This is a genomic window from Corynebacterium nasorum, from assembly GCF_032821635.1.
Classification (GTDB): Bacteria; Actinomycetota; Actinomycetes; order Mycobacteriales; family Mycobacteriaceae; genus Corynebacterium; species Corynebacterium kefirresidentii.
Genome location: NZ_JAVBIE010000008.1, coordinates 18,774 through 41,307, shown reverse-complemented (window position 1 = coordinate 41,307; position 22,534 = coordinate 18,774). Strand labels below are relative to the sequence as shown.

At 55.8% G+C, this 22,534-nt stretch carries 28 protein-coding genes and 1 tRNA gene; 8 read left to right on the top strand and 21 right to left on the bottom strand.

All coding sequences use genetic code 11. From position 1 onward, the window contains the following. Window positions 1-24: 24 nt before the first annotated feature. The 7 genes from RAE07_RS07815 to RAE07_RS07785 all read right to left on the bottom strand — a co-directional run bounded on the left by RAE07_RS07815 (window position 25) and on the right by RAE07_RS07785 (window position 4,843). Window positions 25-492 (bottom strand): hypothetical protein, encoded by a 468-nt coding sequence (locus RAE07_RS07815; protein ID WP_284835696.1) that lies wholly within the window; start codon window positions 490-492, stop codon window positions 25-27. Window positions 493-546: 54 nt separating this feature from the next. Then, a complete protein-coding gene (locus RAE07_RS07810) occupies window positions 547-681 on the bottom strand; it encodes a hypothetical protein (protein ID WP_259824423.1) in 135 nt (44 codons plus the stop codon). A 41-nt stretch (window positions 682-722) separates the two neighbouring features. Further along, window positions 723-1,136 (bottom strand): hypothetical protein, encoded by a 414-nt coding sequence (locus RAE07_RS07805; RefSeq protein ID WP_259824424.1) that lies wholly within the window; start codon window positions 1,134-1,136, stop codon window positions 723-725. Window positions 1,137-1,201: 65 nt separating this feature from the next. Beyond that, window positions 1,202-1,780 (bottom strand): GNAT family N-acetyltransferase, encoded by a 579-nt coding sequence (locus RAE07_RS07800; RefSeq protein WP_023021887.1) that lies wholly within the window; start codon window positions 1,778-1,780, stop codon window positions 1,202-1,204. A 69-nt stretch (window positions 1,781-1,849) separates the two neighbouring features. Continuing rightward, window positions 1,850-3,214: an RNA 5'-3' helicase PhoH2 gene (gene phoH2, locus RAE07_RS07795; RefSeq protein WP_316327737.1), complete on the bottom strand. Its 1,365-nt coding sequence runs from the start codon at window positions 3,212-3,214 to the stop codon at window positions 1,850-1,852. 183 nt (window positions 3,215-3,397) lie between these two features. Beyond that, complete coding sequence (locus RAE07_RS07790) at window positions 3,398-4,024, bottom strand: LGFP repeat-containing protein (protein ID WP_023021889.1); 627 nt, start codon at window positions 4,022-4,024, stop codon at window positions 3,398-3,400. Window positions 4,025-4,168: 144 nt separating this feature from the next. Then, entirely contained in the window at window positions 4,169-4,843 is a 675-nt protein-coding gene (locus RAE07_RS07785) for a LysR family transcriptional regulator substrate-binding protein (protein ID WP_023021890.1), read from the bottom strand. Window positions 4,844-4,914: 71 nt separating this feature from the next. Here RAE07_RS07785 and RAE07_RS07780 point away from each other — a divergent pair, with 71 nt between their 5' ends. Further along, window positions 4,915-5,244 (top strand): DUF5997 family protein, encoded by a 330-nt coding sequence (locus RAE07_RS07780; RefSeq protein ID WP_023021891.1) that lies wholly within the window; start codon window positions 4,915-4,917, stop codon window positions 5,242-5,244. Here the strand turns inward: RAE07_RS07780 and glyA are convergent. Continuing rightward, a complete protein-coding gene (glyA, locus tag RAE07_RS07775; protein WP_023021892.1) occupies window positions 5,241-6,524 on the bottom strand; it encodes a serine hydroxymethyltransferase in 1,284 nt (427 codons plus the stop codon). The genes RAE07_RS07780 and glyA overlap by 4 nt on opposite strands. Window positions 6,525-6,641: 117 nt before the next feature. On the opposite strand from glyA, the gene coaA reads away from it, so the two are divergent. After that, window positions 6,642-7,568 carry a type I pantothenate kinase gene (gene coaA, locus RAE07_RS07770; RefSeq protein ID WP_023021893.1) on the top strand — a complete coding sequence of 309 codons (927 nt, stop codon included), beginning with the start codon at window positions 6,642-6,644 and terminating at the stop codon, window positions 7,566-7,568. A 3-nt stretch (window positions 7,569-7,571) separates the two neighbouring features. Here coaA and RAE07_RS07765 read toward each other — a convergent pair whose 3' ends face one another. From RAE07_RS07765 to mca, 3 genes are read right to left on the bottom strand one after another with little or no spacing between them, the layout of a single operon-like run. Then, window positions 7,572-8,348 carry an isoprenyl transferase gene (locus RAE07_RS07765; RefSeq protein WP_239205320.1) on the bottom strand — a complete coding sequence of 259 codons (777 nt, stop codon included), beginning with the start codon at window positions 8,346-8,348 and terminating at the stop codon, window positions 7,572-7,574. 12 nt (window positions 8,349-8,360) lie between these two features. Beyond that, window positions 8,361-8,672, bottom strand: a complete 312-nt coding sequence (locus tag RAE07_RS07760; protein ID WP_023021895.1) for a hypothetical protein — start codon at window positions 8,670-8,672, stop codon at window positions 8,361-8,363. A 3-nt stretch (window positions 8,673-8,675) separates the two neighbouring features. Continuing rightward, the gene (mca, locus tag RAE07_RS07755; RefSeq protein ID WP_317001674.1) at window positions 8,676-9,566 is read right to left on the bottom strand and encodes a mycothiol conjugate amidase Mca; all 891 of its coding nucleotides are present in this window, start codon (window positions 9,564-9,566) and stop codon (window positions 8,676-8,678) included. Window positions 9,567-9,661: 95 nt separating this feature from the next. On the opposite strand from mca, the gene RAE07_RS07750 reads away from it, so the two are divergent. From RAE07_RS07750 to RAE07_RS07740, 3 genes are all read left to right on the top strand, one after another. After that, complete coding sequence (locus tag RAE07_RS07750; RefSeq protein WP_023021897.1) at window positions 9,662-10,132, top strand: DUF4307 domain-containing protein; 471 nt, start codon at window positions 9,662-9,664, stop codon at window positions 10,130-10,132. 120 nt (window positions 10,133-10,252) lie between these two features. Next, window positions 10,253-10,774 carry a transcription elongation factor GreA gene (gene greA, locus RAE07_RS07745; RefSeq protein ID WP_200287834.1) on the top strand — a complete coding sequence of 174 codons (522 nt, stop codon included), beginning with the start codon at window positions 10,253-10,255 and terminating at the stop codon, window positions 10,772-10,774. 41 nt (window positions 10,775-10,815) lie between these two features. Continuing rightward, a complete protein-coding gene (locus RAE07_RS07740) occupies window positions 10,816-11,094 on the top strand; it encodes a hypothetical protein (protein WP_023021899.1) in 279 nt (92 codons plus the stop codon). Window positions 11,095-11,135: 41 nt separating this feature from the next. Here the strand turns inward: RAE07_RS07740 and RAE07_RS07735 are convergent, their stop codons facing one another. The 7 genes from RAE07_RS07735 to RAE07_RS07705 form a co-directional block, all read right to left on the bottom strand. Next, window positions 11,136-12,965 (bottom strand): hypothetical protein, encoded by a 1,830-nt coding sequence (locus tag RAE07_RS07735; protein ID WP_311201233.1) that lies wholly within the window; start codon window positions 12,963-12,965, stop codon window positions 11,136-11,138. Between the two features lie 19 nt (window positions 12,966-12,984). Then, window positions 12,985-13,695, bottom strand: coding sequence for a DUF3558 family protein (locus RAE07_RS07730; protein ID WP_023021901.1), 711 nt, complete (start codon window positions 13,693-13,695; stop codon window positions 12,985-12,987). A 359-nt stretch (window positions 13,696-14,054) separates the two neighbouring features. Continuing rightward, window positions 14,055-14,822, bottom strand: coding sequence for a Bax inhibitor-1/YccA family protein (locus RAE07_RS07725; RefSeq protein WP_200287838.1), 768 nt, complete (start codon window positions 14,820-14,822; stop codon window positions 14,055-14,057). 189 nt (window positions 14,823-15,011) lie between these two features. Next, window positions 15,012-15,085, bottom strand: a tRNA-Leu gene (locus tag RAE07_RS07720). A 39-nt stretch (window positions 15,086-15,124) separates the two neighbouring features. After that, the gene (locus RAE07_RS07715) at window positions 15,125-16,090 is read right to left on the bottom strand and encodes a Ppx/GppA phosphatase family protein (protein ID WP_239205316.1); all 966 of its coding nucleotides are present in this window, start codon (window positions 16,088-16,090) and stop codon (window positions 15,125-15,127) included. Window positions 16,091-16,100: 10 nt separating this feature from the next. Next, window positions 16,101-16,649, bottom strand: a complete 549-nt coding sequence (locus RAE07_RS07710) for a DUF501 domain-containing protein (RefSeq protein ID WP_259824428.1) — start codon at window positions 16,647-16,649, stop codon at window positions 16,101-16,103. Between the two features lie 8 nt (window positions 16,650-16,657). Beyond that, window positions 16,658-17,218: an FtsB family cell division protein gene (locus RAE07_RS07705; protein WP_316328584.1), complete on the bottom strand. Its 561-nt coding sequence runs from the start codon at window positions 17,216-17,218 to the stop codon at window positions 16,658-16,660. A 98-nt stretch (window positions 17,219-17,316) separates the two neighbouring features. Between RAE07_RS07705 and RAE07_RS07700 the strand changes: the two genes are divergently transcribed. The 3 genes from RAE07_RS07700 to RAE07_RS07690 all read left to right on the top strand — a co-directional run bounded on the left by RAE07_RS07700 (window position 17,317) and on the right by RAE07_RS07690 (window position 19,761). Beyond that, window positions 17,317-17,844, top strand: a complete 528-nt coding sequence (locus tag RAE07_RS07700; protein WP_023021906.1) for a hypothetical protein — start codon at window positions 17,317-17,319, stop codon at window positions 17,842-17,844. A gap of 37 nt (window positions 17,845-17,881) precedes the next feature. After that, window positions 17,882-18,466 carry a hypothetical protein gene (locus RAE07_RS07695; RefSeq protein WP_200287846.1) on the top strand — a complete coding sequence of 195 codons (585 nt, stop codon included), beginning with the start codon at window positions 17,882-17,884 and terminating at the stop codon, window positions 18,464-18,466. Between the two features lie 119 nt (window positions 18,467-18,585). Further along, window positions 18,586-19,761, top strand: a complete 1,176-nt coding sequence (locus tag RAE07_RS07690) for an HNH endonuclease signature motif containing protein (protein WP_317001673.1) — start codon at window positions 18,586-18,588, stop codon at window positions 19,759-19,761. Here RAE07_RS07690 and eno read toward each other — a convergent pair. The 3 genes from eno to RAE07_RS07675 form a co-directional block, all read right to left on the bottom strand. After that, entirely contained in the window at window positions 19,751-21,028 is a 1,278-nt protein-coding gene (eno, locus tag RAE07_RS07685) for a phosphopyruvate hydratase (protein ID WP_239205311.1), read from the bottom strand. The two genes, RAE07_RS07690 and eno, sit on opposite strands and share 11 nt — an antisense overlap. A 90-nt stretch (window positions 21,029-21,118) precedes the next feature. Then, window positions 21,119-21,880, bottom strand: a complete 762-nt coding sequence (locus tag RAE07_RS07680; RefSeq protein ID WP_049361510.1) for a lytic transglycosylase domain-containing protein — start codon at window positions 21,878-21,880, stop codon at window positions 21,119-21,121. 11 nt (window positions 21,881-21,891) lie between these two features. Beyond that, a complete protein-coding gene (locus tag RAE07_RS07675) occupies window positions 21,892-22,479 on the bottom strand; it encodes a MazG nucleotide pyrophosphohydrolase domain-containing protein (RefSeq protein WP_248099067.1) in 588 nt (195 codons plus the stop codon). Between the last annotated feature and the right edge of the window lie 55 nt (window positions 22,480-22,534).

Below are 22,534 nucleotides of genomic sequence, written 5' to 3'. Positions count from 1 at the left end.
CACCCCGCCCTTGGCGGGGTGTTTTTATTGCCAGAAACCCATCTGCCGCAGAACTTGGGACCCAATTCCTAAAATGGCAACGATGGCGGCAATGATGCCGATAGCCGCGCCGGCGCTCGATCCTCCACCAATGCCGCTTATCGCTGGCTTTTTGGTGACCGCTACCGTCTGGTTCAGTGCTTCTCCAGCCGGGCGAGTTTCCCCGTTGCGCGGCAGGTATGGAGTAATAAGCACCTCGGCCGTGCCTTCCTGCAAAGCCTCATATGTGCCGTCAGAATGCACCGCAAGAACCTCCGGATCGGACGAGGTTAGCGATGACCCCGGCACCCCTAACCGGGCACCGTCCCATCCCGCAATGCTTACGCCAATGCTGCCGGAATCGCCCACATGGGTACCGCCGCTAAAACCTATAGCCGCGCTTGCCAGAGCGGCTTCCGGTACCGCAATGGGAAATGCGTGCCGTCCTTCGAGGCGCTCTGAGGCGCCCGACACCGCGTGCTCGGAATAATGGCCGGCCGTCGTGCTTCCAACCTGTGCCTGGGCAAATTAGTGGTTGGCTGGGTTAAGCAAGCTGTAAATATGTCCCGCACCGCCAGAATAGGAACCGTTAGAGCGAATGAGCTGATTCCACTCGCTGCCAGAACCGCCATCAGTAGACCAGTTAGCAATGGCGCGTTCCATCGGTGAAGAAGTGAGGTTTTCTGCGAAAAAGGCGCCGGACTTTACCGTCCACGGCTCCCCCCGTCTCCACGGCGATGATCAAAATCGTAGTTTTCCTCCGCAGCGCGCTGTATCGCGGAGTGTTCCAATCCCCTGCTCCAGGATATGCCGTTGATATATGCGGTGCGGTCCGGTGCGACGTCGCGAAGCCTAGCACCAGCAAACGGAAGATTGGCATCCCAGGCCTTGGCGCGCAACTCATGCAACTGGCGGGTCACCGTCTCGATATGGGACTGTAGCTCAGGAGTGGCAAACACATAGGCCACACCACCATCAACCTGGGTGATGTCCAACTGGGCAACAGGCACCGAGCCTGCGGAGGGATAGGACACAGCTCCCGCTGTAGGAACAGAAAGCGCCCCTGCCGTCATAGCCGCAACGGTGGACAAAGCAAGGGCACGAGTACGCACAGACATTTAAAAGCCTTAGAGAGATAGCGTACGAATACTCTCTTAACTTTATTCCTGTGCGCTGGGAAAAGCTAACGCTTCTTTTCCTCCGGCTTGGGCAAAAGCAGCTCGTACACATCGGTATCTCGCCACTGGCCCGCAAGCTCGCCGTAGGTCATCTTCGCCATGTGAGAGTAAGTGCCCACCTTCACGAATCCACGGGACTTATGCAGCCCCGCAGAACCGGCGTTTTCAGGGAAGATCCACGAATGGATAGCCCACTTGTGCAGGTCCTTACATACCTCAATCAAGCGATCCAAAAGTGCGCCGCCGATGCCGCGGCCCTGCGCCTCGGAGCCCAAGTAAATAGAATCCTCCACTACTCCGTGGAAGACGGTGCGGGTAGATACCGGCGCCGCAGACACCCATCCCAAGACCTTCGAATCATCATCGGCTTCAACAGCCACATGCACCGAGGGCATGATTTTGCCGGCTTTGAATTCTTCAAAGGTCAGGGATCGGGTCTCGTAGGTGGCGTGCCCAGTATTGAGTCCCTGTTCATAGATCTCTCGCATCTGGGGATAGTCCGCCGCGGTAAAGGGGCGGATGCGGAAATCTTTCTTCTTTTCGTCCGAAGACGTCTGCTTGGCGTTCTCGCTCATATTCAACATTATTACTGGGCAATGCCCAGCTTCGCCACGCTGTACACATCACGATCGCCATACGCGAACATGTCTGGCCTAATCGCCGCCTTCCAGCAGGTCGGTGACGAGCTCCGCAATGGCGGAACGCTCAGAGCGCTGGAGCGCAATATGCGCGAATAGCTCGTGCCCCTTGAGCTTTTCAATCACTGCCTGGACGCCATCGTGGCGGCCCACGCGCAGGTTATCGCGCTGCGCTACGTCATGGGTGAGCACCACCCGTGAGCCCTTGCCTAGCCGAGAAAGCACGGTGAGCAAAACATTGCGCTCTAAGGACTGTGCCTCGTCCACAATAACGAAGGCATCATGCAGGGAGCGGCCGCGAATATGCGTCAAGGGCAAGACCTCAATCAGGCCGCGCTCATGTACTTCTTCCATCACGTTTTCAGACACCAAGCCTTCCAAAGTGTCATAGACTGCCTGCGCCCACGGGTTCATCTTGTCTGATTCGGTGCCCGGAAGGTATCCCAACGACTGCCCACCTACCGCATACATCGGGCGGAAGACTACGATACGGCGATGTTCGCCGCGCTCGAGTACAGCTTCCAATCCGGCGCACAGGGCGAGTGCCGATTTACCAGTGCCGGCGCGTCCGCCAATGGAGACGATTCCGATATTGGGATCCATCAGCAAGTCCAAAGCTATGCGCTGCTCCGCGGAGCGTCCTTGCAGGCCGAAGGCATTGCTATCGCCGCGCACGAGCTCCACCGCACCTTCCGCGGTGATGCGCCCCAGCGCGGACTGCGCTCCCGCTACCAGGGTAAGTCCGCAATGGACTGGCAGCTCCTCCACGGCAGTGCCCTTTTCAGTGTGAACGCCGTCTAGCATGACTTCCCCATCACGGTAGAGGGCATCGATGACATCCGAGCTGGTTTGCACGGTTGCCATTCCGGTATAGCCGGTCAGGACCACATCCTGGGCGTGGTACTCATCCGCCTGCACACCAACCGCGCCGGCTTTCACGCGCAGTGGCACGTCCTTGGTGACTAGCACGGTATCTTTACCTTCGTGTGCAAGGTTGAGGGCGCAGGCCAGAATACGGTGGTCCCCCTCTGGGCCACGGAAGGCAGAGGGCAACAAGGATTGGTCTTGATGGTTCAATTCCACGCGCAGGGTGCCGCCATCTACGTTCACGGGGACCGGCTGGTCTAGCGCCTCATAGGTAGCGCGCAGTTCCTCCAAAAAGCGAAGAGCTTGGCGGGCGAACCAGCCAAGCTCCGGGTGATGACGTTTTCCTTCCAGTTCAGAAATAACCACAACGGGAAGGACCACATCGTGCTCTGCGAATTTGCGCAGAGCCCAAGGGTCAGAAAGCAAGACCGAAGTATCCACTACATAAGTCTTGGTAGCGACGGTGTTATCGGTTGTGGCAAGCGGAGTAGAAAGTACAGAGGGACGAGTCATGGTGGCAGGGTTCTCCCTTGAAATGCGGTAGATCAAACTTCTTCCGTATAGCCCCAAATTCCGGGGTTGCCACCCAACGTAGGCACCGAAGGTTGAAATTACATGGGTGCAAGATGAACTTTAAGAAAACGAAAAATCCCTCCGCAGCGGATGCTGCGAAGGGATTACCTCAAAAAGAGCTTTTTACTTCTCTACGGAAGAGGTGAACTTGCCGCTCTCATCCTGGAGCCAGGAGATAACGCCATTGTCGAACTGCTGGGTCCAGCCCTTGCCCTCAGTAGCCTTCTCCTCGGCAGCCTTAGGCAGGCCTACCTCTGCATCCAGACCGCCCTGCTCCTTCCAGGTTTCAGCGATCTTGCCGACGATTGGCTGAGCCTCATCGCCGTCCTTAGCCATAGCCAGCAGGTTGCCGCCATCGAAGGTTGCCAAAGAACCCTTATCGGAGGACTCTACGCTCTGCACGTCGCCCCACTCAGCCTTCTTCTCCTCGATGGCAGACGCCAGAGCTGCCGGAACCTCCTGGTCACCATTGGCGGTGGAGACGGTCTTGGTGTCGCCGTCCTTGGAATCAGCATCCTCAGACTCGGAACCATCCGCATCCTCAGACTCGGAGGATTCCGCGTCCTTATCCTTTTCGGAGGTAGCTTCATCAACGGCGGAGCCAGCAGCGTCGGAAGCATCAGCTGCTACGGAACCGGCGGTGTCCTTAGCGTCGTTAGCTGCATCCTCGGCATCGGAGCAAGCTACGAGAGCAACGGACAGGGTTGCGGCAGCAAAGCCACCTACGATACGACGAGTCATCTTCTGCATTTCTGCATCATCCTTTCATCAAGAAAGTAAGTTAATTCTAATTTTTATTAAATCGCCCTTCATGACGAACGAAACCCACCGTAATGACACCACCCAGCGGGCGCCACCCACACGGACAGGAAGCAGACAGCAAACACTAAAGTACTACCTCCGTTTGCGCTGCTTAAAAGCCTTCTTTTTATTTTGTAACGAATTGTTAACGTTTCTTCGCGCTTGCTTAGCCCTCGCCTTTTCCCTGGCGCTTCGCTTCGGTTTCTCCTGCCGTGAGGACCGTGCGGTGCGGCCCTTGGCGACGCCCACGAAGTCCTGAATTGCCTCTCCGTCATCCTCCTTGCGCCATACCAGGGCAATCTCCGTCACCGGCACGGACTCATCCTTTAGCCCGAGTGGCACCACCTGTTTCTTGCTGAGCACCTTGAGCAGGGGGCGCGGTGCAATCGCGATTCCCACATTGGCTGCCACCACTTGGAGGGCATCGCGGACCGCGGGGACATCAACGAGCCCGGAATCGGCGAGGCGGTAGTTGAGGTGTTCATCTGCGACGTCGGCAAGCGTGAGTTCCTCGCCTACTTCGGCATAGACCGAGTCCTTCGGAACCGCAATTCCTGGAGCCTCTTTATAAAGGCGCACCACATGAAAGGAGTCATCCACGCGGGCATCCGGCAGACGCGCGAGGGCCACATCCACCTCTCCACCTAGCAGCGGAGCTAGCGCATCGTCTGCATCAACGGTGTATAAACCACCATGAGCAGTATTTTCTTCGAATCGGCGGAACCACTTTCCAGGCTCCGTACCGGTGGCAAAAGCTAAGCGCAGCATAGAGGACAGTCTACTGAAAGTGCTACGGTAAAAGCGTGACTGAAGAACATAAGCAACCATCCGGCACCGCCATGCGTGCCCAGACCGCAGCGAAGAAGCTTGGCATCTACCTGCCCGCTGCGCCGGACGAGTTTCAAAATAGTGCCATTAGCCACGAAGAGCTGCGCGAATTGCAGCATAACCCGCCCGAGTGGCTGCAAACCTTGCGTCGCGAGGGTCCTCACCCCCGCCCGGAAGTCGCTCATAAGCTAGGCATCTCTGTTACCGCGCTCAAGAAAAACGATATGGATAAGCCGCTAACCACAGCGGAAATCAATCAGCTCCTCCAAGAGCAACCAGAATGGCTCCAGCAGGCCCGCGCCACCATGGCGCAGGCCCGTGGACATGAGGTAAAGGACTAGACCAGCTTCCAGTCCTCGAGGCCCTCATACAGCGGGTAGTGCTGGGCAATCTTGTCCACGCGTGCGCGGAGGGCCTCCACATCGGCGTTCTTGCCCTGTACCAAGGCGGTGCCGATGATATCTGCGACCTCGGTAAAGGCCTCAGCATCCAAACCGCGGGTTGCCAGCGCAGAGGTACCAATGCGCAGGCCAGACGTGACCATCGGCGGACGAGGGTCATTCGGGACGGCATTGCGGTTAACAGTGATGCCTACTTCATGCAGCAGATCCTCTGCCTGCTGGCCATCCAACTCGGAATTTCGCAGGTCAGCCAAGACCAAGTGCACGTCGGTGCCGCCGGTGAGCACGTCCACGCCAGCCGCCTTAGCATCCTCCGCGGTAAGGCGCTCCGCCAGAATGCGAGCACCCTCCAAGGTGCGCTCTTGGCGCTCCTTAAACTCCTCGGTCGCGGCAATCTTCATGGCAATGGCCTTCGCAGCGACTACGTGCATCAGCGGTCCGCCCTGCTGCCCTGGGAAGACGTTGGAATTGATCTTCTTGGCATACTCCTGCTTGGCCAAAATCATGCCGGAGCGTGGGCCACCCAGGGTTTTGTGCACGGTGGTGGACACGATATCAGCGTGCGGCACCGGGCTCGGGTGCAGGCCGGCGGCCACGAGGCCAGCGAAGTGAGCCATATCTACCCATAGGTAAGCGCCGACCTCATCAGCAATTTCACGGAAGGCCGCAAAATCCATGGTGCGCGGGTAAGCAGACCAGCCACCAATAATAACCTTTGGCTTCTCTTTCAGCGCTTGCTCCCGCAGCTTATCCATGTCCACGCGCATGGTCTCTGGGTCCACCTCGTAGGCGGCAACATCATAAAGCTTGCCGGAGAAGTTCAACTTCATGCCGTGAGTCAGGTGACCGCCGTGAGCGAGGGACAAGCCCAAAATCTTGTCTCCTGGCTCAGCAATGGTGGACAGCACCGCAGCGTTCGCCTGCGCACCGGAGTGTGGCTGAACATTGGCGAATTCCGCGCCAAAAAGCTCCTTCGCGCGGTTACGAGCCAGGTCCTCCACGACGTCGACATGCTCGCAGCCTCCGTAGTAGCGGCGGCCTGGGTAGCCTTCAGCGTACTTATTGGTGAGCACGGAGCCCTGCGCCTGGAGCACGGCGCGAGGCACAAAGTTCTCAGAAGCGATCATTTCCAGAGTTTCGCGCTGGCGGGAAATCTCTCCCTGGATAGCGCCGAATACGTCCGGGTCAAGGTCGCGGAGGTCAGAGGTAAAAGAAGCCATAAAGTGTGGTCCCCTTCTCAATATCAAGCGGTATGGGCTGCTGCATATCTTATCGTGCCCAGCACCCGAAGGGGGCATACTTTTACCCATGGATTAGGCAAGTGCGACAATAGAGCCATGGCGCGCACATTGGATTCGAGTCCCTACCTAGATTTTGACCGCGAGACCTGGCGTGGTTTGCGTAAATCCATGCCCCAGGTGCTCACGGAGACCGAGGTTGAAAAACTTCGCGGCCTAGGAGACCGCATTGACCTAGATGAGGTGGCTGATGTCTACCTCCCTCTCTCCCGCCTTATCCACATGCAGGTCACAGCGCGCCAGCAGCTCACCTCAGCTACTGAATCCTTCTTAGGAAATCCTCCAACGCACGTTCCGTTTGTCATCGGCGTGGCAGGTTCGGTGGCGGTAGGAAAATCCACCACTGCCCGTCTTCTACAGGTGCTTCTGCAGCGTTGGGATTCTCACCCCGAGGTCGCGCTCGTTACTACCGACGGCTTCCTCTTCCCCACCAAGACCTTAAAAGAACGCGGTCTCATGCAGCGCAAGGGATTTCCGGAATCCTATGACCGGCGCGCATTGCTCCGCTTTGTCACCGACGTAAAATCAGGAAAGCCACTGGTCAAGGCTCCACTGTATTCGCATATCAGCTATGACATCGTGGACGGAAAATACCAGGAAGTCCATCAACCTGACATCCTGATCCTAGAGGGTCTCAATGTGTTGCAAACAAGCCCTACGCTCACCGTGGCGGATCTCTTTGACTTTTCAGTCTACGTTGATGCCCGCACCGATGATATCGAGCAGTGGTATATTAATCGCTTCCTCACCCTGCGCCACACCGCTTTCCGCGAACCTAATGCCCACTTCTCTGCCTTTGCAGATATGGACGATGAGGAAGCGCGCGCCCAAGCCCGTGAAATTTGGCAGTCCATCAACCTGCCCAACCTCGTAGAAAATATCCTGCCCACCCGCATACGAGCCTCCCTCGTACTCAAAAAGGGCTCGCATCACTTGGTGGAACAAGTGCGGATGCGCAAGCTCTAGCGCTTATTTACCAAAGCGGCGCGAACGTTGGGAATAGTCCCGCAGGGCACGGAGAAAATCCACCTTGCGGAATGCCGGCCAGTAGGTATCTGTAAACCAGATCTCCGAGTACGCGGCCTGCCATAGGAGAAAGCCCGAAAGTCGTTGTTCACCAGAGGTACGGATAACCAGGTCTGGGTCCGGAAGCCCCTTAGTGTACAGGTGCTCACCAATAGATTCTGCGGTGACGCGATCCGCCATCTCCGCAGCAGAGGTTCCTTTCTCGGCTTCCGCGCGCACCAAGTTCTGCACTGCGTCTACGATTTCTTGGCGTCCGCCATATCCCACTGCCACATTGACGATGACTCCGGTATTGTCCTTAGTTTCCGCTGCCGCCGCCACCATGCGCTGGCGAATATCATCCGGGAGCAGATCAAGGTGGCCGACAAGGCGGACTTGGCAACCGACATCGCTGTGGGATAGGTGCATAACCACATCCGAGATGATGTCAAATAGCAGCTCTACTTCTTGTTCGCTGCGCTTTAGATTCTCCGTGGACAGCAAATAGATGGTGACTACTTCGATATCGGTATCGCTGCACCATGAGATCATCTCTCCAATTTTCTTCGCGCCTTGGCGGTGACCGTGGCTGATATCGGTAAAACCAGCCTCGCGCGCCCACCGGCGATTGCCATCGGCCATGATGGCAATGTGTTTGGGCTGCGGCTTGCCTTTAATAAGGCGCGCCAGACGCGCTTCATAAGCCGGGTAAGCCAGCTGTTTGAGAGAACTCACGCTCATTAGTCTATCCGCCTAGAAAATGGACTTTTTGCGGTTATCGTAAATGCCAGCTTCTTTCATCGCCTCATCCACGGCTTCCTCATCAAATGGATCGATACCGTGGTCTTCCGCAAACATCATGCGGCGGCGGAAGCGTGAGTAACGGCGGTGAAAATTCCATCCCGCGATTAACACTGCAACTCCCATTAGGGCCAAGATCAGCAAGCCGATGGGCGAAGCTTTGCCAAATTCAGGACCCATTGGACCGCCTTCGGCGCCCTGGGTGCCTTGAGCAAGTACAAATGCATCATTTGCGGCTAGAACGAAAGAGCCATACACGCTCATGTCTTAAGCCTCCTCTTTTTCTTCGATGCCTGCAAAAAGGTTGTTTTCTGGCAAGGAGGTAGAAACGCGGGTTTTCGCCAGCTCAAACTCCTCGGTGGGCCACAGGCGTTGCTGTACCTCCACCGACGTCGCCAAGAAAGCACCAGCCGGATCAATCTGCGTGGCATGCGCACGCAGAGCCTCCTCGCGATTGCTGAAATAGTCTGCGCATTCCACCTGGGTCGTTACACGCGCCATGATATCTCCAAACGCGGTGTCCCAGCACGCCAGCATCGGCCCATAGGGGCTAGTTTTGCCCTCCTCCAAGAGCAAATCATGGAATATCTTCATGCGCTGATAGACGAAGCCATGCGAGTAGTACAGCTTTAGCGGCGTCCACGCCTCACCCAACTCTGGGTGATACTCGGCATCGCCGGCCTTTTCCCACGCAATCATCGAGGCCCGATGCACCATCAAATGATCTGGGTGCGGATACCCGCCATTTTCGTCATAGGTGATGATGACGTGTGGGCGAAACTCGCGGATCACCTGGACAAGTTCCTGCGCAACGGTGTCGTCTCCCTGCAACGCAAAGCAGCCCTCCGGTAGCAGCTCTTCCATAGACTTGCCTTCAACCGGATCCGGCAAACCGGAGTCGACGTAGCCCAGCCAGCGATGGTGCACGCCTAGCGCACGCGCAGCTTTAGCCATTTCTTCCCGACGAACCTCGCCCATATATTCCTTGATCCCAGGGCGGTCCATGGCGGGGTTAATCACATCGCCGCGCTCGCCGCCGGTACAGGTCAGCACCAAAACCTCGTTGCCTTCTGCGGCATAGCGCGCGGTGGTTGCAGCCCCCTTGGAAGACTCATCGTCCGGGTGCGCGTGGATAGCTAGTAGGCGAAAATCGCTCACTGAAAATCCATCCCCTTATAAATCTAGGTTCTTTGAACAGATGATTATCCTAGTAGATAATTGGAAAACAGTGGTCCTCGGCTAGAGTGGGAAGCATGACTTCCGCCGGAAAATCTCGCTCAGCCGCCCGCTATGGCTCTCGGGGGCCTTCTGAAAAGAACTCAGGTAGCTGGACTAATAAGGCGCTGGTGCTGATCTTTATCGCCATTTTTATCGCGCTCATCTTCTTTGGCTTCCGGTACTTTCAACAAAAGGAGCGCGTGAACGCGCAGGTTTCCATCGTGACCCAAGAGGTTTTGAGCGATGACACCACCCGCGTCTGGGTCGACGTCACCCGTAACCACACCGATGAAGAGGCTTATTGCATTGTCCAAGCCTTTGATTATTCCAAGTCCGAAGTAGGCCGACGCGAGTTTCCTGTTCCCGCTGGCGGAAATGAAACCCAGCGTATCGCTGTTGACGTCCCGACCAACGCCCGCGCCGTCGCTGGCGGCGCTTATGGTTGCTCTGGCAATATCCCCGAATACTTGGATATGGATAACCCTGACTACGCGGAAAGCCGCTAGCCGCGTGTGCTAGGATTTGTAGCGCCTAGAACTGGGCATTTGCCTAGTTCCACTTTTACTTATGGCCCCAGGGACTACTAGGGGCTTTGACCACAATTCCTATCTACGGAAGGTTGCAGAATGGCTGAGCAGCAAAAGCAGTACATCACCCCAGAAACCAAGGCGAAGCTCGAGGCCGAGCTGCAGGAGCTTATCGATCATCGCCCAGTAGTCGCGGCTGAGATCAACGAGCGCCGTGAGGAAGGCGACCTCAAGGAGAACGCCGGTTACGATGCTGCTCGTGAAATGCAGGACCAGGAAGAGGCCCGCATCAAGCAGATCTCTGAGGTCCTCGCGAATGCCACCACCGAGCGCGGTGCTGTTCAGGAGGGTGTAGCCCACACTGGTTCCGTAGTTCACGTTTACTACAACGGCAACAAGGACGATAAGGAGACCTTCCTCATCGGTACCCGCGCCGCTGCTTCTGACAACAAGGATTTGGAAACCTATTCGGAGCAGTCGCCACTGGGCGCTGCCATCCTCGGCGCGCAGGAAGGTGAGACCCGCGAGTACACCGCTCCGAATGGCAAGACCATTTCCGTCACCATCGAATCCGCTGCGCCGTATGATTCTGCTAAGGCCGCTACTCCGCGCGAGTCCTAAACTTTAAGCCAATTACCACTTTGGAGAAAGAGCATATCCCCATGAAGAAGTTCTCCCGTTACGCTGCCGCTGGTCTCGTCTTCACCGCCGGCCTCTCCCTCGCTGCTTGCCACCCACCCAACCAGCAGGACTCTGATTCCAAGGTAGAAAATGCTTCTACCTTCACTGGTGAGGCCCCAATGCAAAAGGACGCTGACACCAGCTCTTCCGCACCTGAGTCCGTTGTTCAAGAGCAGCAGCCTGTAGTTGAGTCCGGTGTCCCTGAGGAGCCAGCACAGCCGCACCTGAATGGTACCGCCACCGAGCTGCCGCAGCAGTAAAAAGACGGAAGGGCCGAGGGTTTCCTCGGCCCTTTTTCATGTTATTTTTCCACGTTTACTTCCCGCACCCAGTCCCCGATTACGCCGGGCACTACAGCGGGCGGCTCGCCTAATAGGTCGCGTTTATTGGGGTCCCTTTCGACCTGCGTAGTCACGGACTTTACGCGCTTTTTCTCACTATCCTTACCGCGCATCCCCATCATCGGGCCATAAGCCCGCGCCCCGCCAGTAGAACGACCGGCATTGCCCCCGCGCGTTGCCGCGCTGTTTTCGCCGCTTCCGGTTCCAATACCAAGGCTGCCGCCCGCACCGGCACGCATACCGGGTCCTCCTACGGTTCCTGTACTGGCGCCAAGACCTGCGCGCGAACCAACTCCAGCGTAGGGAATTGCCGCGCCAGTTCCGCGTCCAAGGCTTTGGCCCAGTTGCGCACCTCTTCCGGCATGCCTTATATCGGCGCTACTGCTTAAGATTCCCGGGCCGGCTCCGAACCCACCACGCAGTGGCTGTTGCTTACCAAGAGCACCGCGACCGGCATCTGCAGGCCTTCCGGATACCATCATCGGTGCCATACTCCCGCTCGCGGAATGCGCATTAGCTGGTGGCGCAACCGGGCCGCTACCGTTGAGCGCCCCCGTACTCACTCCAGCACCAACGGGATGTGCTGTGCCACTAGGAACCTGCCCCATCACCCCATTCGCTGCGACAGCCCCCGGCATCGATGCCCCTTGGGTGGAAACTTCGTTACCCCCAATGGTTACTTGTTCTCCCAGCCCCAGCCCTTCCAGCGCATTTCTGCCACTAGTATGCATCTGCTGGTGAAAATCGCTGATTTCCTGCGGGCTCATCCCCACAGCATCCAACCCGTTCACGTTTCCATTGACAACGTCAAAGTTTCCGGGGCCCAAATCGCCTCGCGCAATCGCCTCCGCAATCTTTTTCGGCCACACCACTGCTTCGGTAGTGTAGCGCTGACCATCACCTTCTACTCCGACGAGTCCCGCATCGACGCCTCCGCCTCCCGACGCCGGCGATTGCTCCATCAATGCATGCTGGTAAGGCATGGCCTCTATGGCGAACCGCTGCAGGTCTGGTTGCAGCATGGCCAATGCGGCCTTTTCCGCAATTTCACGCTCCACCGGTTCTGGGATTGCCATCACTTCCATAGCCATAGCCATCGCCGCCGGCTGCATCCCCATGAGCTTGGCATGGAATCCGGTTAGCTTCTCCCCCATGACCTTTGCATTTGCCACAAAATGGCTTCCCGACGCCGCCACCTCCCGAATCTTCGCCGCAGCCCTCGACGTAGCCTCGCTATCATTCTCGCTTTCCAAAGACCCGGCTGCTTCTTCTAACCCGCTGACAATATCGTCGACTTCCGACGCCAATGAGCTCCACCGCGCATTTGCCTCCGACACATTCCAAATCTGTGTCGACATCAGGTCCGTCGCAAGCTTCACGATGTCTGTACCCACATTCACCACCGGCATAGAAAACCCGAAGGGACTGTACCCTGGCTCCGGCTGGTTCATAATCGGCATAGACTCAATGCCTATGTCCCCACCCGCATCCGCAATCTCCATTCCCCTGCTATTCGCGTCCTCCTGCGCCTGAAAGCCACGTGCTTCCCTCCCCAAAGAATCAGAAAGCCAATCAAGCTGTTTAACAAAGCTGGAAATGGAATTCCGAGCAGATCCAGGATCCGAACTCAAAACTCGCTCATGAATTGCACCAACATGATCGATTCCAGTCACCGAAGAAAAGCTGCCGGTTAGAGGGCTTTCAGCAGCAATATTGTTGCCAGCAATGCCTTGATTCAACCGCTCAATTTGATTTATATTTCTGCTTACATTAGCAACATTAATTTTCATTTATTCCCCCGAATTTCAGTTAAATTAAATCTTTCGTCACTTTTCCAGCTTTTTCGCAAGCGCTACTTTCGGTGTTTCCAAAGCTATTCGCTGAAACCGTAACCACTCCTCGCACAGTAGATAGCGTTGCACTGCACGCGAGCTCCGGGAAAATTTCTCCCCGCTGAATTACAACTCCAGACAATTCGCTATCTGTAGTTTCTACCACCAAATTTGGATTTACTTTCGAATCATCAAATGGTTCGTAAGTAGAACTGATGGAAAGAACTGTCTCCTCAGAAATTGCTTTGTAGCTACACCCCTTATGACCAGACTCCGCAATATCCGGGTCCTCATAGCGTTCCAGCCCAAGCTCTTGCAATTTGGCTTCCGAAATCTCTACACATGGATCGAACACTTGGAACCCTGGCTGAGTCGGGTCGAATTCCCCCAGTGGCGGTAGGACGCCGGAAGATTCCCCCGACCCCGTGGCGCCGGCCTCCCCCGATTGGCCGGCGCCTTTCACATTTTTCTCACCGTCGGTGCGTGCCGATTCCCCCCGATTGCTGTCCGCGTCATCCCCCAGGTCCCCGTTGGTTCCCCCTGCACCGTCGGCCGAACTAATGCCGCCAGTTTCGTCCACATTCGTGGTTTCCTCTGACGCGCTCCTCGTACCGATGTCCGCAACGCAGCTACCCAGCACAACGGAGCTACTGACCATCAACGTTGCTACGGTTACCTGACGCTTCACAACAATCCTTCGCGCACTCACTTTCTGACGAGAGGAACAAGATAGTGAAGAAGAGAACTCTTCACTTCGTTTTCCTGTTCCGGTACACAGCATGCACGGAACTCCAAAAATTTTCTACGCAACCAAGAAGGTTAACGGCGATTTAACAAAATTATTCGCCCCATATGTCACATCCATAACGCCTAAAAGGCGAAGTTTCCTGCTTATTAGCTGTACTACTCCTGAGACCGCCCTTCTAGACCAAATAAAGCCTAAACCCTCACTTTATCCCCCGAACTACCCCACTAATTACACGCTTGTAAGCGTTTTATGGCAGCAAAAAGGCCCGCATCTCAGTGCGGGCCTACGTGAAAAGTTGATTAGTCTCGCTGGAAATAGCTCAAGAAACGAAGAATCTCAGTGTAGAGCCAGACCAAGGTCACAGCGAGGCCGAGAGCTACGCCCCAAGCATTGCTAGCGGGAGCGCCGGCACGGATCATACGGTCAGCCTGATCAAAGTCAGTCAGGAAGGACAGCGCACCAAGAACGATGCAAACAAGCGAGAAGATGATGGCAATCGGGCCGCCATCACGCAAAGGGTTGAAGTCGAAGAAGATTGCACCCAGGAAGTTAACCAACGCCATGACAGCAACTCCGGCGACCAAGCCGAAGAGGATCTTGGTGAATTTCGGGGTCACCTTAACTGCACCGGTCTTGTACACGATCAACATGCCGATGAATACACCAATGGTTCCAACGATTGCCTGGCCGATGATTGCCATTCCGCCTTCACCTTGGAAGTTCACATTGGCAAACATGAAGGAGAAGCCACCAACGAATAGTCCCTCAAATACGGCGTAAATCAGTGTGACCGCAGCAGAACCCCACTTCTTGCCAAAAGAAGCAACCAGCACAGTAATGAAGCCACCGATGCCACCGACCAGAGTCAAAGCCATGGCAATACCTGGATTTACCATTCCCAGCCCAAAATTGATGGCTGCGGCGACGATGATGACGCCGAGGGTGATGCCTGTCTTGGTGACGACGTCATCCACGGTCATTGGACGAGCAGCTTCGTCCCCGTATCCAGAATTTTGGCGGGTACTATTTTCGGTCAGAGAACTCATTACCGGATTGCTTGAACGCACGGTTGTCCTTTCTAAGAGAGGTGCAATTTAGCTATCTCATCCTGTTCAACGAGACACCGCCCTATAAAGTTCCGCAGTCTTTCCATGTAGCTAAAAGTTTTGCGAACAGTTTCCGCATAAAGGCTGTGGAGACTTACCAAAACAAAATCTCGAGACACCATAGGAACGATGTCTCGAGACTTCACACGGTGCCCCCAGTGGGACTCGAACCCACACTGAATCGATTTTAAGTCGACTGCCTCTGCCGATTGGGCTATGGGGGCAAGGCAAGGAATATTTTAGGCTACCTTCCCCCGCAAGAGTTAACGAGGGGTACCCTCTGCAGCGAGACCTGCAATAATGCCGTCGAGAATGTCCTTTTCACTAATGAAGAAACTACGCGCAGCGCAATTTCGCTCGATTAGTTGCATGATACCTTCCACGGCTACTGCCCCACCGCCGATGACATCGGCACGGCCGGGGTGAATGACGGGGTTGAGGGCGCGGACGTCGGAAGGCAGGGCAATAAGCTGCTGCAAGAGCACGCGCAGGGCACCGAAACGGAGCTCAGAGCCGTGAATGGCATCGGCATCGTAACGCTCGAGGCCTTGCGCCAGTGCGGACAGTGTGGTGAAAGTGCCCGCACAGCCGACGATGGTACGAGCCTTAGAAATAGGTACTATGTCCTCGACCTCGGCTGTTCGCTCACCGACGTACTCCGAAGCGATCTCGATCTCCGATTCGGTAGGTGGATCGGTGCGCATGATGCGCTCGGTCAGCCTGACGCACCCCATGCGCGCCGAATGAGTACCCAAGATTTCGCCATCCGCCGTTCCTACAACGAACTCAGTCGAGCCGCCGCCCAGATCAATCACGCAAAATGGACCGCGGTCCGGCTCTAAATCGGCCACAGCGCCATTAAAGGACAACAGGGCCTCTTCCTCACCCGAAACAACTTCTGCCTGAGCACCTGGCTGGATTTGGCCGAGCAGATCAGCGGTCATATCGAAGAATTCCTGCTGATTCTTGGCATCGCGAGTAGCAGAGGTAGCGACCATCCGCACCCGGGAGACCTTTTCAAACTTCATTTGGCGAACATAGCCCTCCAGGGCCACGCGTGCACGGTCAAGAGCCGCAGGGGCGATTTCACCTGTGGCGTCCACGCCCTCTCCCAGACGGATGATTTCCATCGTACGAGTAATATCGCGGACCTTGCCATCATCTTGAACTTCAGAGATGAGCAGGCGAATCGAATTTGTTCCGCAATCAATCGCAGCAACGCGAGTCATAGCATTCCTCCTATTCCGCGTTAGAAAAATCGAACTGCGCTAGGTCAATTCCCAAATCTTCTACCGTGGGCCAATCCTGGGGGATAGCGCTTCCTCGAAGCTTGCCATGGTCGGCGGCCATAGCTACCGCTTCAGTTCCCAACCGGAAATGCTGCGGCCCCTCAGCCAGGGCGTAGGCAATGAGCACGTGCAGGCACTTCACGCGATCCGGCATACCTCCACCGGAGAAATCGGTGCCGAGATCTTCGATGTCATTGCGCTTGGACAAAAAGTATTCATGTGCACGCTGGTAATCAGCAGCCAAGTCCTCATCCTCACGCAGTCGGGATTCCATCCACTTCATGACGTGGGCAACTTCCAAGCGCGAAGCTTCGGCCGTAAGCCGTGGGTCAGTGAGGTAATAGAGGGTGGGGAATGGAGTGCCGTCGGCAAGCTTGGGTGCTGTCTTAATCACCGCAGGCTGGCCATCTGGCGTGCGATAAGAAACCTCCAGCACTCCGCGCGGAGTGCGGCCCAATTGCTCAGTTACTACAGCGATGTCTGCATCAGTGACGGTCATGCGGACAATTATCGCACATCCGCTTTCTCTTCCGGTGCCGGCTCAATCGGAAGATGATTTACCTGCTCGGATGGCGCTTCTTCTTTAGGGGGTTCAGCCACGGAATCCCACAAGACCTCATACCAGTCGCGGGAATCTTCTTCCTTCTGACCGTCTGTGGTGAGCTGGTCTTCCGGCTTAATCTGCGGGTCAATGATGCGATAGGCAGTTTCGCCCTCATCAACAACCCCGAATCGGCGCCGCGCCTCCTGCTTGATGTACTCATCGGATTTAAATTTATCAATCTTTTCCAGCAAAGCAGCTTTTTCATCTTGCTTGGCAGCGATTGACTCATTCAAGCGGGCAATTTCGGACCGGCCATGATAGTAATTGCGCAGGGGAACAGCGATAACCAGCAATACAACCAGCACGATAGCCACGATCACGCCTACTCCGGCGATACTCATCCGGTCTGGCTTTTGCTTCTGCTTTAGTTGTGCGTGCTGAGCTTTACGGACATCTGCAGCACGCGAGGCTACCGGAACCCTAGTGCGGCTCCGGTTTCGCTGCATCTTTCTTTCGCGTGCCATAGGTTTCCAATCCTAGCGTCGTCACTCCTGTAACAGAGACTTGGCACGCGCATTTTGGGTACACTAAAAGAAATTCTCCCTCCCAGTAAGGAATTTTTATGTCCCTCAAGCGCCTCCTACCCGTACTTACCGCAAGCCTATTTCTCGCCAGCTGCAGTCCCTCTGCCCAAGACGGTGAGTATCCCGTCTACGGCGACGATTACGATCTAAGCACCCAAGACGGCATGGCCGACTACCTCAAGGAATATAAGACCCTGCCAGATGATTACATCGACCACGATGCTAAGGAGCTAGACGGGAACGATAAGCCGGAGAGCTTTGAAGCCAACGCAGCGTCCGTCAAGAAGGCCGGCGAAGTTACCTGTAAGAATGACGAACTGCTGCAAATCGCAAAGGACTTCTTCCAAGGCGATACGGACAAGCTAGGTAAAGCTGTAACGTCAGCAGGCGGACCCGATGAAAAATATGGTGACGTTTTTGAGGCCCTCGACATCCCCGATGACGCACCTGATAATGACAAGTATATGGCCGCAGCGATGACCCCGCTGGGGGCTGTTATGTCCTGTGGCGATGAGTTCAGCGATGAAGAACTGGAAAAGGTCGCGGCGTCCATGCACACGAGCTAAAGGCTCGAATCATATTCCCCTCACTTAAGGAATAGTCATGCCCCTCAAGCGCCTTCTTCTACTAGTAGCCGTCGGCACTCTACTGAGCGCCTGCAGCATTTCCGACCAAGAGGAAGAATCTACCGCCCAGACTAAATCCTCCACGCCCAACAGCACTACCAGCAGCGAGGTTCCCACCACCACAAGCAGAAGCTACGATCTCAATACCAAGAGCGGCTTCATCTACCACATCAAAGAGCATGGGACGATTCCGGACTACTATTTGAATGTGTTCGCCTCCGGAGCTTCCGAGGCCGAAGAAGGCCCCACCAGCTACGAGGTCAATGCCACGACCCTGAAGAAGGCGGGTGCTGTTGCTTGCAACAATGATCAGATCCTGGACGACGCCAAGTATTTGCTAACCCATGGCGAAGGCGCACTTGCGGAGCTTGCCGCCAAGCCCGAAGAGTTTGATCAGAAATACGCCCCCGCCTACGAAGCGCTTGATATATCAGCCGATGCCCCTCCTGAAGACAGGCTATTCAGCCTATACATGGCCAGTGTTGGCTCTCTGGCAACATGCGGTGATAAATACACCGATAAAGAACTCGAAGCAGTCGCTGACGCTATCTTCAGCCTCTAGCCCTCCCCTGCAATTTCGCACACAATTTCGCTTTTGGCCTTGCAGGACTCGAATGAGTGTTTTAGACTAAGGGACGTAAATTCGATTAGGTGTGCGATTTATTTCAGGGGGACTATTTTGTGACAGCTACCGACACACCGTCAAAGAAGGCCTATTTTTCCACCAATAACCTCGACGACACCGTCTGCCTCCTGGCCTTGCTCCAGCGCATTCAATCTTGGCAGTTGTACCAATCTGTGCTTCCACGATTAGAGGACGATGTCGAATGCACCACCGCCGCTCTATCTAAGCGTGTGGGTCTGAGTTACTGGCGAGTTCTATCCGCGCTCCGCTCCCACCTACGCATGCAGGAATTGCCATTGACCACAGCGGTGCAAACCGAACATTGGATCCTAGACCTCCCGCGGCTGCACGTAATTGATGCCGAACTTGCCCCGCTTGGCGACGACGCAGAAAGCATCCAACTAGTCGATGCCGCCCTCGCGGACTTCCTTACCCCAAAGGAACCTGCTCAGCATGTCCCCACAGAATCCGAAATCCGGAGGTTCTTGCGTGACTATATCGACAGGATACTCATGCCAGATATTGAAAAGGAAATCGAGCGATCCGTTTCCATCTCCTATTCCAAAGGCCAAGCCACCATCACATTAAAAACGGATAAAGCCACCGCCAGCGCTATATCCCGCCATATCGACAAAGCAGCGCGAAAGAAAAACATCACCAAACCAGAGGCTTTGGAGGCGTTAATCTTTAACCGAACCCAGACAAAGGTAGTAATTAATACTTATGCATCTGGCGATGATGCATCTCGGGTGTATATCCCTTCGGCGGGGTGGTGCGTACTTACGGAGCAATTAAATAGTTACTCCATGACTCGTGAGCTGTGCCCGCAAGAAACTTCTTCTTACGTTCCCACCGAACAAATCAGAACATGGGTCCACGGTCGCGATGCCACATGTCGCTGGCCAGGGTGCTCAATGCCAGCGCATTATTGCCAGCTCGATCATCGAGTGGAGTATGCCGACGGTGGACCGACGAGCGTCGATAATTTGGTAACGCTGTGTCAGCACCACCACAACGTGAAGACCGATGGAAGAGCGCGGTACATCATGGATCCGATCACTGGGGACGTCGTCTGGCTCTTTTCGGACGGCACCTTCGAGATTGATCGCGCCCAAGGACCTTTGGCACCGCGCACCGTGAATTGGAAGCAAACTTGGCAACAATATCTGGACATGCGAAAGCGCCCCCGCAGTAATACGAGGGCGCTACACAAGGAGGCGATTAAGCCTTAAAGCGTGGGAATGCGGAGCGGCCAGCATAGACTGCGCCGTCGCCCAGCTCCTGCTCGATGCGCAGCAGCTGGTTGTACTTAGCTACGCGCTCGGAGCGGGCTGGAGCACCGGTCTTGATCTGACCACAATTCAGTGCGACAGCCAGATCAGCGATGGTGGTGTCCTCGGTTTCACCGGAGCGGTGGGACATCATGGTGCGGTAGCCATTGCGGTGAGCCAGCTCGACGGCATCGAAGGTCTCGGTCAGGGTACCGATTTGGTTTACCTTCACCAGCAGTGCGTTGGCAGCCTTCTTCTCAATACCTTCCTGCAGACGGGCAGGGTTGGTAACGAAGAAGTCATCGCCAACAATCTGTACCTTTTCGCCAATGGCGGTGGTAAGGGCGGTGTAGCCGTCCCAATCGTCTTCTTGCAGAGGATCCTCGATGGAGACAATCGGGTACTCATCGATGAGTTCCTCATAAACCTTGGACATTTCTTCAGCGGTATGCTCGCCGCCTTCGAAGTGGTACTTACCGTCCTTGAAGAACTCGGAGGAAGCAACATCGAGCGCGAGGGCTACGTCCTTGCCCGGCTCGTAGCCAGCCTTCTTAATGGCGTCAACGATGACGTCCAGAGCAGCCTTGGTGGAATCAACGGAAGGAGCGAAGCCACCCTCGTCACCCAGACCAGTAGACAGGCCCTTGTCCTTCAGCACTGCCTTCAGTGCGTGGTAGACCTCGGCACCCATGCGCAGAGCTTCAGCGAAGGACTCAGCACCAATCGGGGCAATCATGAATTCCTGGACGTCAACGCCGGAGTCAGCGTGTGCGCCACCGTTGAGGATATTCATCATCGGCACTGGCAGTACGTGAGCATTGGGGCCACCGATGTAGCGGTACAGCGGCAGTGCAGCGGACTCTGCGGCGGCCTTGGCTACGGCGATGGAAACGCCCAGGATAGCGTTAGCGCCCAGCTCAGACTTGTTATCGGTACCGTCCAGCCTAATCAATGCTTGGTCAATGAGGCGCTGATCGTCAGCTTCGAAGCCAGCAATCTCATCGGAAATCTTCTCATTGATATTCTCAACAGCCTTCAAAACACCCTTGCCCAGGTAGCGCTCGCCGCCGTCGCGCAGCTCATGGGCCTCGTGCACGCCGGTAGAGGCACCGGAAGGAACGCCTGCTACGCCGCGGGCGCCATCGTCAAGGAATACCTCTGCCTCAACGGTTGGGTTGCCACGGGAATCGAGAATCTCGCGGGCGAAAGTGTGGATGATATCAGCCATGCTGTTCTTCACTCCTCATCAAAATGTTCGCTCTGGACCAGCCGGCCCAGCCACGTTCTCAATTGTTGCAGAAAACGTTGCCGTGTGACACTACTTGGCACTTTGTGGAACTGAGTAAGCATTGGCGGCGTGCGCAACCTTATGTAAATAGTCGCTGGACTGATTGTAATTTAGGATTGCTTCCTTCCATTGATCTGGATTAGAGAGATCTCTGTCACCGAAGCACAAAAGTCCGGCCGCCCCAACAGCGGCGTCATCGATTTGGTTGGGATCAGCCTTCCCATCACCATTGGCATCAGCGCCCACCGCTTCCCACGTGGTGGGGATAAATTGCATTGGGCCTACGGCGCGATCGTATTCGGAGTCTCCATCGATTTCGCCGTTATCGGTGTCTGGGGTGTGGGCCGTGTTGTTCAGGCCATCGAGGGCGATGCCGTTGATGGGGGGTTGGGGGTAGCCGGCGTCGTCAAGCTTGGAGTGCTTAAACCAATTGCCGTTATAGGTACCGTGGCGTGTTTCTACATAGCCCAAGCCGGCAAGGGTATTCCAACGCAGGTGGCAATTGGGCCACTTTTGCTGAGCAATGAGCTCAGCATTGCCATAGGCACGCAGGGCGGCCGGCGGGATGCCAGTGCGATCAGCTAAGTCAGAGGCCCAGTAGGTGAGTTTATCTGCGGTGCGTCCGGGCGCATTGACGTCAATGTGCGCGACCTCTTTACCTTCAACGGGCGGGATGTTTTCAGGTACGGGCTGCTGAGAAGTACCGTGCCCAGTCAATAGCCATGCTACTAGCGCGATGATCACGACTACGGCTACCCCGCAGCCCCCGAATATCTGCAGCAGCCTCTTCATGGGAAGCTATCCTACATCTCCTTGCCGGCGCGCCACAGCCGCTCTTGCGTGTCAACATCGACTATCTCAGCCGTGCCATCAAAAAGGTAAGGGGCGCGGGCGCGCATTTTGGTGACGAAGCTCTGGGCGACGTCGTCAAGCGAAAAGGCAGAGATTTCCGCATGGAAAAGTATCTGCAGGAAGATATCGCCCAGCTCCTTGAGAATCTCGCTTTCCGGCTCACGATTGCGCACGGCCGCGGCGAATTCGGCGGACTCTTCCTCAAGGTAGGGCAAAAGGGAGGCATGGGTTTGTTCACGCTCCCATTCACCAATGCGCCGCGCAGTGGCCATAGTCTGGCGCGCCTGCATGACAGGATCCGCGAGGGATTCGGCCCGAATGACCGACTCCCCAGTAGCTATGCGAGCGCGGGTTTCAGGATCACATTCGTCGGTGCTGACTAAGGTTCCGATGGAATCTTCCCCTACGAGGAGATCGGAAAAATTCCACCGCACGGAAACGGGAACTTCACCGGTGAAGTAAACGGGGCCGCGTAGCTTCCCGTGTGCTTGCATGGGGATCATCGTGGGCCAACGTTCATCGAGCAACAGCACAGTCATGTGCACAAAGTCTAGCCCGAGTTCCCATTATGGGGCTATTCAAGGTATTTTAGGC